Genomic DNA, 8,954 nt, shown 5'->3' with positions numbered 1-8,954 from the left:
TAATTTGGTACTTTATAAATAGTTTTGATAATCATTTAAATGAAATTTGTGTATGTACGTTTAAAAATTTCAATTTAGTTTGTCCGTCTTGTGGACAAGAAATATTATGGTTTTATCTTATCAAACATACTTTATTACGTGCACTATTACTTTCTATAAATATTTATATTTTAAAATTCTGTATAAAGAATTATAATGCATGTAAGCATAATGAAACTATTAATAAACAACGCCAAAATTCATATGGTGCATCTTTACATTTTTATAACACAATTGTATCAGATAAAAAAGATGAAATTTTAGTTATGGCAGCTAACAGTATTTTTACTCATCAGAAAACGGGTTACATAGAAAAGGGTAGTGAGCCTAATAACCCAATTTTTGATAAAGTTGTAGAAAAAGTGCAAGAAGTAACTAAAGTGCCAAAAACTGATTAGATTAAAAATTAGGTAATTTCTATGAAAGCAAAAATAAATCAATTATCACTTCTCAAAAAAGAAATCAAAATTGGTATTGAAAGTGGAAGAAATGAAAACTTTGATTATTTAAAGCATCTTGAAAGTTTGAAATCAAAGAAAAAAATAAAATTTAAGTTTTAGAAGTAATTTCGATTTACTGGAAAACATATAAAACCTATCATAACATCATATAATCTTTTGATACTTAATCTCTGTAATTTTAAAAAAGTTAATTATTAAAAGATAGTATTATGAAAATGAGGTCAATTTTATTAGGAATGGCACTTGCAGTTTCCTTAGTAGCCTGCGCTCCCAAAGATGCAGACATTGAAAAAGCAATCAGCGAAAAACTTAGTGATACTCCAAACATTCAGGTTACCGTGCATGATGGTGTTGCTACAATTACAGGAACTTGTGAAGATGAGATTTTCAAAAAAAACATTGAAAAAAGCGTTCGAGCAACAAAAGGAGTAAAATCTGTTGTAAATACCTGCGAAATTGCGAGAGCAAATCAAGAACCTGCCGCTGCCGCTGTTGTTATCAATCCGGATAACGAATTAGACAAATCGGTGCATAAAGTTGTAGATGCTTATGATGGTGTAAGTGCAACTGTTGTTGGTGGCGTTGTAACGCTTTCAGGAGAAATTGAAAGAGCAAAATTACAGCCCCTTATGCAAAGCATTCAGGAATTAAAACCTAAAAAAGTTGATAACAAATTAATCATAAAATAAGTTGTTATGAGTTTACATGATAAATATAAAGAAGTAGCAGATTTAGCTTCCCAATTAGGAATCGAAAACTTGCAAATAAGAGAACAAGATAATGTACTTTATATCGACGGAACTGCTAAATCTGCCGCCGATAAAGACAGACTTTGGAATGCTTACGAAAAAATAGATCCAGATTACAGATCTGCAGATGTTGTAATGAATATTGATGTTGAAGAAGGTGTTTCGAGAGAATATACAGTTGAAAGAGGAGATTCTCTTTCGAAAATAGGAAAAGCGTATGGTGTTTCGTGGCAAGATATTTTCGAAGCCAATAAAGATATCATTTCAAATCCCGATTTGATTCAGCCAGGATGGAAGTTGAAAATACCAACTACCTAAAAATACCGACAAAATCCAAGAAAAAAAATCCAATTTCCAATTGTGCAACTGCAAATTGGAATTTGGATTTTTATTTTCAAGCTTCGGATTGGAGTTGTAAAAACTACCTTCCTCTAATACTTAAATCAAATAAAAATTTTGCTGTTTCCTGATCTGAATCGGCTGAGAAACCAGCAACATAAACTCCTTTTTTACCAGAAGTCGACTTAATTCCGTATACAACTGCTTCATCCGCGGGATCCGATTCCCCTTCGTATCGATACACATGAACAATTTCAAATTTCTCAGGATTTTTTTTAATTGCGTCAGCATTTCGATTGAAATCGCACGTAAATCCTTTCTCATTCAATTGATCTAAAGCTTTTGAAACAGTTGCGTAATGATACATTCTTTTCATGATAAACTGAATTTAAAATTATAGATTTCTAAAGATAACTATTTTAAAATTAAAAAGTTAGAATGAATGTCACAAAAACAGAAATTTAAAATCATTATTGTTAGTTCATAAATCGCTACTTTTGCAGCGCAGACCGCCTTATCGTCGTTCCGATTCATCGGAAGGGAGGAAAGTCCGGACACCATAGAGAAGCATAGCGGGTAACGCCCGTCGGTCTCGATTTATCGGGATTAGGACAAGTGCAGCAGAAAGTATGTACAGGTAATGCTGTAGTGAAACCAGGTAAACTCTATGCGGTGAAATACCAAGTATATCGGCATTTAAGGGCTTCTCGTTCGTTGCCGAAGGGTAGGTAGATTGAGTTCAGTAGTAATGCTGAATCTAGATAAATGATAAGGTATTGTCTTATTGCAAAATACGGCAAGAACAGAATCCGGCTTACAGGTCTGCATTTTTTATATATTTGTGAAACTATCTTAACCCGTTTTCATGAATATTACCACTCCTAATCCTTCTTCAAAAGCGAATAAAGGCATTTTTTACACTGTTGTTACCAATCTTACTTTTTGGGTTTTGATCGCCATTGTAGCGGGTATTTTGCTTGGTCATTTTTCACCAGAAAATGGTAAAAAAATGGAGTTTTTAGGCAAGAAGTTTATTCAGCTGATTTCGCTTTTTATTGGTCCGATTATCTTTCTGACTATTGTTTTAGGAATTTCTGGAATGGGAAATCTAAAGAAAGTGGGCAGAATTGGAGTAAAAGCATTATTTTATTTTGAAGTAGTTTCGACCGTTGCTTTGGCTATCGGAGTTGCAGTTGCTTATTTGTTTAAACCTGGAAAAATTGATAAATCGACTTTGACTTTTGGGGATGCAAGTGAATATACCAAAAAAGCTTCAGAACATTTTTCTTGGCTGGAATTTTTCTTGTCCAATTTTACGCTTCAGGTTTTATTAGCGGCCATTGTCTGCGGAATCGCTTTGAATTTTTATAAAAAAAGAGAACAAACCATTTTGATTTTAGAACGATTTTCTAAAGTCGTTTTTACTTGTTTGAAATATGTAATGTATCTAGCGCCAATTGGAGCGTTTGGAGGAATGGCTTATACAATCGGTAAATTTGGTTTGGCGACTTTAATTCCGCTTGGAAAATTAATGTTGTGCGTGTATTTAACAATGGCTCTTTTTGTGTTTCTGATTTTAGGAACCATTCTTAGATATTACAAAATCAGTATTCTTTCTATTTTAAAATATATTAAAGAAGAACTTTTATTGGTTTTGGGAACTTCATCTTCCGAAGCTGCGTTGCCTAGTATTATGGTAAAACTCGAAAGAATGGGTTGCAGTAAATCGGTTGTAGGATTGGTGATTCCGACGGGATATTCTTTTAATTTGGATGGAACTTCGATTTATCTTTCGATGTCTGTGCTTTTTATTGCACAGTTGTATGATGTGCATTTGAGCCTTTTCGAAATTCTTAGTGTAATCGGGATTTTGATGATTACTTCGAAAGGTGCAGCAGGAGTTACAGGAAGCGGATTTATTGTTTTAGCCTCAACTTTGACAGCACTTCATAAAATTCCGGTTGAAGGTTTGGCTTTTTTGTTAGGAGTTGATAAATTTATGAGCGAAGCCAGAGCGATTACCAACTTAATTGGAAACACTGTGGCGACAATCATTATTTCTAAAACAGAAAGAGATTTTACAGAATTAGATTTGAATCCTATTGTAGAAGAGTAATGTCTCTTAACCGCAAAGAACGCAAGATTTACGCAAAGAAACGCAAAGGTTTTTTATCCAGATAAATTAAAATATCAAGTTCGCAAAGTTTAATAAATCTTTGCGAACTTGATATTTAAATCGGGTACTATTTACATAAAAAAACTTAGCGATTTTTTGCGTTAAAAAAATCACCAGTTTTGCTACAGAGATTTAAACCTTTGTCTCTTTGTAACTTTGTAGCTTTGCCACTTAAAAATTAAGATTCGTCTTTCGTTGCACGTACTAAACTAATTCCAGACGTAAAGAACACAATTCCTAATATTCCATAAATAATGAGTGATTTTATATCTCTAGTTTCTCCAGAAGTATCTGAAAAAATCACTGCTGTATAAATAAGTCCTACAATTCCGAGGATTGTCAATAATCCACCGAAAAATCTTTTTAGGTTCATGATTGTTAGATTTTAAAGTTTCCTTCAAAGTTAAAAACATGAGTTTTAATTGTTGTTATAGAATTGTTTATAAAGGTTATATGATTTTAATTCTGGATTTTTTAGATTAATAAACTGGAATAAATATCGATAAATATGAAACCGAATTTACTCCACTTGCAAACTTCTCTTTAGGTTGGGTTATTGGAATAAAAATAGAAAAACCTTGACGAATCAAGGTTTTTCTATTTTAAATTCTAATCCAACATTTCGGACACTTTCAATTTTGATATTAGGATCTGAATTGAAATATTTCCGCAATCTACTGATAAAAACATCCATGCTTCTTCCTGAGAAATAATCATCTTTTTTCCAGACAGACATTAAAATTTGATCTCTTTTTAATAATTGATTGTGGTTTAGAAATAGATATTCGATAAGAGAAGCTTCCATTTCTGTAAGTTGCTGAACGTGGTTTTTATTATTAAGAGTTAGACGTTCGTTATCAAAAATATACGAACCAATTTCGATCATTGTATTTCCGTTTAAGCTTCTTTTTTGCTCAATTCTTTTAAGAATATTGTGCAAACGAAGCACCAGTTCGTCCACTTCAAAAGGCTTTACGATATAGTCATCTGCTCCCAATTTTAGTCCAATGATTTTGTCTTCTTTTAACTTTCTTGCGGTTAGAAAAATAAATGGAATTTCGGGATTGATGTTGATTACTTTTTCGGCCAGTGAAAATCCGTCCAATTTCGGCATCATAACATCAAAAACACAAATGTCAAAAGTTTGGTTTTTAATGTAATCCAAAGCAATTTCGCCGTTTTCTGCCCAGATTACTTCAAATTGATGTAGTTCTAAATATTGTTTTAAGATTGCAGCAAAATCAAAATCGTCTTCGGCTAAAAGTAATTTTTTCAAAATAAGGGAATTAAACTTTTAATAAAATAATAAACTGAGCACCTTTTCCTAAGTCGCTAATAACATTCACAGAGCCTTGATGCGCTTTTACAATTTGGTTTACATAGTAAAGACCTAAACCTAATCCTTTTGTATTGTGAAGGTTTCCTTGTTCTACACGATAAAATTTTTCAAATAGCAAAGATTGTTTGTTTTTTGCAATTCCGATTCCGTCGTCTTCAATACTGATGGAAAATTGATTTTCTACAATTTTTGTTTTTACTGTAATCGTGCTTGAACCATATTTTACAGCATTTTCCAGAACATTTAAAAAAGCAGTTGTTAAATGAAATCGGTCTAAAACTAAAATGGTTTTTTGTGTTTGAAAATCGGTTTTAAGATTAATTTTTGGAAAAGTGATCTTAAAGTCATTTAAAATGGAAAGAAGAAAATCTTCGGTTTCAATTTTTTCTTTTTGTAATTCTAATTCGTTTTCTGCCAAAGAATTGGCCATAACCTGATCAATTAAATTCTGTAAACGATTGTTTTGACGCGAAATAGTGTTAACAATCGCATTGAAGTTTTCATCGTTATCACGAATGTTTTTCTGCTCCAAGATTTTGGTTGAAATTCCCAAAGTAGCCAATGGTGTTTTTAATTCGTGTGTGATATTGTTAATAAAATCAGTTTTTACATCGCTTACTTTTTTTTGTTTGATTAAAGCCTTCAAAGCAATAACAAAAAGAGTGATCAAAGTCAGAATTGATAATAAAGACAGAATTAGAATAAAGGTCATTCGTCTCAAAATAATCATTTCCCAATCGATAACCGAAACGTACATCGAATCCTCGGTAAGCAATTTATAGTTCTGATTTTCAAAAGTTCCATTTGTAATACCAACATAACTTCGAACCAAAAAAGCCTGATTTAAAGAATTCAGATTTCCATAAAGTTTGTTTTCAATAAATGGTTTTTCAGAAAAAATAGTATCGTTCTTTTTTGCATTTTGATACAGGATGAATTTGTTGAGAACAATAGCAAAATCAATTTTAAAATAGGGCAAATCCTTTTCAAACTTTCGCTGTATTTGTTGTGTTACAGCACTTTGATATTCATTTTTCAAAACACCAATTTTAATATCCTGTTTAGTGTTTTTTCCTTTAATATAATTTTCAGATAAACTTTTGTAAAGCGCTTCTTTTTTAGCCACCAATGCCGAATCAATATCACTGTAATTATTAGTGATTTTACCAATTTCATTTTTAATCTGCGTGTGAAACTGCGCGACTTTATATTCGTAAGTTGTTTTTACGAGGTAGCATTGCACGGTCATCAAAACGATAAGTGCCACTACAGAAAACGCGATTAATAAATTGATTCTTTGTTTCATGCTCGTAAAAATTCATTTCAAAAATACTGCTTTTACAACACAAATAGCAGATTAACGCTGCATTAACCTCCAATTAACTTACACAATTCTTTTTTAGAGGCACTTTTGCAAAATCAATAACCCAAAATTATTTGTAAATGAATCTGTATTTACCGCTTAAACTTCTTATTGCTCTTTTACTTTTTTGTCTTTCAATGGTGGCAAATGCGCAAAACGAAAGAGCAAAAGACTCGATTTCAAATCATCAGTTAAATGAAGTTGTAATTGCTCAAAACAAAAAAACTTTCACCAATTCTAACGGAAATATAAAAGTTGATGTTGCCAATTCAGTTTACAGTTCAATTCCAAATCCAATTGATTTGCTTTCCAGATTACCATTGGTTCAAATAAGCAGTGATCGCGAAAATATTTCGATTGTTGGAAAAGGAAATCCGCTTCTTTATATTGACGGTCAAAAAGCAACGATAAACGATTTAAATGCTTTAGCAGTTGCTGATATTAAAACAATAGAAATTATTAAAAATCCGTCTTCTAAATACGAAGCTGAAGGTCGTGCTGTAATTTTAATTACCAGAAAACTTAGTAAAAAAGAAGGCTTTAAAACAGATGTTTCAGAAACCGCTTCTTTCAAAAAGCACTACAATAATTATTTTGGTTTCAACTCTAATTTTAAAAAGAATAAACTAGAATGGAAAGCCAATTTCAATTATAATAAACTTGAACCTTGGGAGAATCATAGTATTGCGTATCAAATTCCACAGGCCAATATTGTTTCAGATTATGATGTTTCGGCGGTAACCAAAAGAGATCAGTACGTTTTTGGCGGAGGTTTGTTTTATAAAATTAATGATGAAGATTATTTTTCAGCCAATGTAAACGGGAAGTTGCAAAATGACACTTTCGATATTAACACTTTTACTTTCAACCAAAATCAGGATCAGGTAAACCATGTTTTTACTTTCAGTGATAATGCTAGTAAAAAGGATTTTGTCAATGCATTTGTAAATTATTCAAAAAAGATAAAATCAATTGACACTAATGTTTTTGTTGGTTTTCAGTATTCCAATTTTAATCAGCATTTGGAAAGTTTAGTGTCTAATAATTATAATGAAACAGATTTTGCATTGTCGCAAAATCGTGATCAGAAATTTAATGTTGATGTTTTTTCGGGAAGAATTGATTTGGAGAAAAAGTTTAAAAATGAAATGAATCTGGAATATGGCGGATTGTATTTAAAAGCCAAATCATTATCCAACGCAGCTATTTTTGATTTCGATAAAAATGAAAACGAAATTTCCGATTATGATTTTAAAGAAGAAAACCTAGCAGCTTATATTCAGTTTTCTGGAAAGTGGAAGAAAATCGATTTTTCATTCGGATTGAGAACAGAAAATACGAATGTTTATGCAAAGTTTAGAACACAGATTTCTCCTTCTATTGATAAAAATTACACCAATTTGTTTCCCAAAGCCGATCTTACATTTCCTATTGATAGCACAAAAAGTATCAATGTCAATTATTCAAAAAGCATTGTGAGACCAAAATATTCCTCGTTAAGTCAAATCGCAACGTATATAAATCCGTATTTTTTGTATGGAAGCAGCATCAATTTAATGCCAGCATTTGTAGACGAAATTTCGAGTTCATTTCAATATCACGACAAATCTGTAAAATTGAGTTATTATCAGACCAAAGATGTCGTCAATTCTAGTTTTGTATTTAATGACGAAACCAATGTATTAATGATTACTGATGTTAATTTTAAAAGAGAAACAGGTTTTACGATAGATTTTACACTTCCGTTTACGTATAAATTTTGGACAACAACAAATTCTTTGGTTTTTATAAAAAGTAGAGTGGAAGACGATAGCGCATTTTTGCGTCCATCAAAACCTTATTTGTATTACTATTCAAACAATACGTTTAAACTGCCTAAAGACTTTACTTTCGTTTTTTCTTTTTGGGGAACAACAAAACAAAACGATGGAATCTATGAGCGTAAAGCCAATTTTATACTCGATTTGTCACTGGCAAAAGCTTTTGGCAAAAACTGGAACTGTACTTTGAATTATAATGATATTTTTAAAAACACGATTTATGCAGAGCGATTTACGGTCAATAATATTAGCTCAAGAGCAAGGTATTTGGTTGATGCGAATGAAATTTCTATTGCTGTTCGTTATTCTTTCGGGAAAATAAAAGAAAGCGAGTTTAAGCAAAAAAGCGTTAATGAAAATGAGAATAGAATTAGATAAAATTCCAAATGAAAAATTCCAAATTCCAAGCATTTGTATTGGAATTTGGAATTTAAAAAATTGAATATTTAAAACAATTAACCTTCGTCTTCTTCAACTTCTTTTTTAGAAATATCGTGAGGTAATTCTTCATCATCATCGGTAGAATTTAGTTCAAAAAAACTAAAGTAAGAACCGCCATAACTTTTCTGAAAAGAAAAATTACTCATATGATCGAGTTTGGTGTATTTAGAATGTTCGATAATCATCATTCCGTCTTCTTCAAGTAAATCTCTTTCAAAAACAGTTAG

10 protein-coding genes, 1 other RNA gene and 1 pseudogene are annotated in these 8,954 nt (G+C 31.4%); 7 read left to right on the top strand and 5 right to left on the bottom strand.

The window, feature by feature from the left end:
- From VGE71_RS21635 to VGE71_RS21620, 4 genes are all read left to right on the top strand, one after another.
- Positions 1-437 (top strand): hypothetical protein (locus VGE71_RS21635; protein ID WP_331140178.1); only part of this gene is annotated, 437 nt, incomplete at its 5' end.
- A 21-nt stretch (positions 438-458) separates the two neighbouring features.
- Complete coding sequence (locus VGE71_RS21630; RefSeq protein ID WP_331140177.1) at positions 459-599, top strand: hypothetical protein; 141 nt, start codon at positions 459-461, stop codon at positions 597-599.
- Positions 600-709: 110 nt separating this feature from the next.
- A complete protein-coding gene (locus tag VGE71_RS21625) occupies positions 710-1,189 on the top strand; it encodes a BON domain-containing protein (protein WP_331140176.1) in 480 nt (159 codons plus the stop codon).
- A 6-nt stretch (positions 1,190-1,195) separates the two neighbouring features.
- The gene (locus VGE71_RS21620; protein ID WP_331140175.1) at positions 1,196-1,567 is read left to right on the top strand and encodes a LysM peptidoglycan-binding domain-containing protein; all 372 of its coding nucleotides are present in this window, start codon (positions 1,196-1,198) and stop codon (positions 1,565-1,567) included.
- 103 nt (positions 1,568-1,670) lie between these two features.
- Here VGE71_RS21620 and VGE71_RS21615 read toward each other — a convergent pair whose 3' ends face one another.
- On the bottom strand, positions 1,671-1,964 hold the full coding sequence (locus VGE71_RS21615) for a hypothetical protein (protein ID WP_008467915.1): 294 nt from the start codon (positions 1,962-1,964) through the stop codon (positions 1,671-1,673).
- A gap of 125 nt (positions 1,965-2,089) precedes the next feature.
- Here VGE71_RS21615 and rnpB point away from each other — a divergent pair.
- Positions 2,090-2,421, top strand: an RNA gene (rnpB, locus tag VGE71_RS21610) — RNase P RNA component class A.
- A 32-nt stretch (positions 2,422-2,453) separates the two neighbouring features.
- Positions 2,454-3,704, top strand: a complete 1,251-nt coding sequence (locus VGE71_RS21605) for a cation:dicarboxylate symporter family transporter (RefSeq protein ID WP_331140174.1) — start codon at positions 2,454-2,456, stop codon at positions 3,702-3,704.
- Positions 3,705-3,942: 238 nt separating this feature from the next.
- Here VGE71_RS21605 and VGE71_RS21600 read toward each other — a convergent pair whose 3' ends face one another.
- The 3 genes from VGE71_RS21600 to VGE71_RS21590 form a co-directional block, all read right to left on the bottom strand.
- Positions 3,943-4,137 (bottom strand): hypothetical protein, encoded by a 195-nt coding sequence (locus tag VGE71_RS21600; protein ID WP_331140173.1) that lies wholly within the window; start codon positions 4,135-4,137, stop codon positions 3,943-3,945.
- A 213-nt stretch (positions 4,138-4,350) separates the two neighbouring features.
- Positions 4,351-5,040 (bottom strand): response regulator transcription factor, encoded by a 690-nt coding sequence (locus VGE71_RS21595; protein WP_331140172.1) that lies wholly within the window; start codon positions 5,038-5,040, stop codon positions 4,351-4,353.
- 10 nt (positions 5,041-5,050) lie between these two features.
- Positions 5,051-6,409 (bottom strand): HAMP domain-containing sensor histidine kinase, encoded by a 1,359-nt coding sequence (locus VGE71_RS21590; protein WP_331140171.1) that lies wholly within the window; start codon positions 6,407-6,409, stop codon positions 5,051-5,053.
- Positions 6,410-6,546: 137 nt separating this feature from the next.
- Between VGE71_RS21590 and VGE71_RS21585 the strand changes: the two genes are divergently transcribed.
- Positions 6,547-8,664: an outer membrane beta-barrel family protein gene (locus VGE71_RS21585; RefSeq protein WP_331140170.1), complete on the top strand. Its 2,118-nt coding sequence runs from the start codon at positions 6,547-6,549 to the stop codon at positions 8,662-8,664.
- 77 nt (positions 8,665-8,741) lie between these two features.
- Here VGE71_RS21585 and VGE71_RS21580 read toward each other — a convergent pair.
- Positions 8,742-8,954 (bottom strand): annotated as a pseudogene (locus VGE71_RS21580) (16S rRNA (guanine(966)-N(2))-methyltransferase RsmD); the annotation flags it as partial.

The organism is Flavobacterium sp., from assembly GCF_036405015.1.
GTDB lineage: Bacteria > Bacteroidota > Bacteroidia > Flavobacteriales > Flavobacteriaceae > Flavobacterium.
This window is presented reverse-complemented; position numbering and strand designations above follow the sequence as displayed.

Bases quoted from the DNA above. Each gene is read 5' to 3' on its own strand.
- VGE71_RS21620 (WP_331140175.1), top strand. From the start codon at position 1,196: ATGAGTTTACATGATAAATATAAAGAAGTAGCAGATTTAGCTTCCCAA.
- VGE71_RS21630 (WP_331140177.1), top strand. From the start codon at position 459: ATGAAAGCAAAAATAAATCAATTATCACTTCTCAAAAAAGAAATCAAA.
- VGE71_RS21605 (WP_331140174.1), top strand. From the start codon at position 2,454: ATGAATATTACCACTCCTAATCCTTCTTCAAAAGCGAATAAAGGCATT.
- VGE71_RS21615 (WP_008467915.1), bottom strand. From the start codon at position 1,964: ATGAAAAGAATGTATCATTACGCAACTGTTTCAAAAGCTTTAGATCAA.
- VGE71_RS21625 (WP_331140176.1), top strand. From the start codon at position 710: ATGAAAATGAGGTCAATTTTATTAGGAATGGCACTTGCAGTTTCCTTA.
- VGE71_RS21585 (WP_331140170.1), top strand. From the start codon at position 6,547: ATGAATCTGTATTTACCGCTTAAACTTCTTATTGCTCTTTTACTTTTT.
- VGE71_RS21600 (WP_331140173.1), bottom strand. From the start codon at position 4,137: ATGAACCTAAAAAGATTTTTCGGTGGATTATTGACAATCCTCGGAATT.
- VGE71_RS21590 (WP_331140171.1), bottom strand. From the start codon at position 6,409: ATGAAACAAAGAATCAATTTATTAATCGCGTTTTCTGTAGTGGCACTT.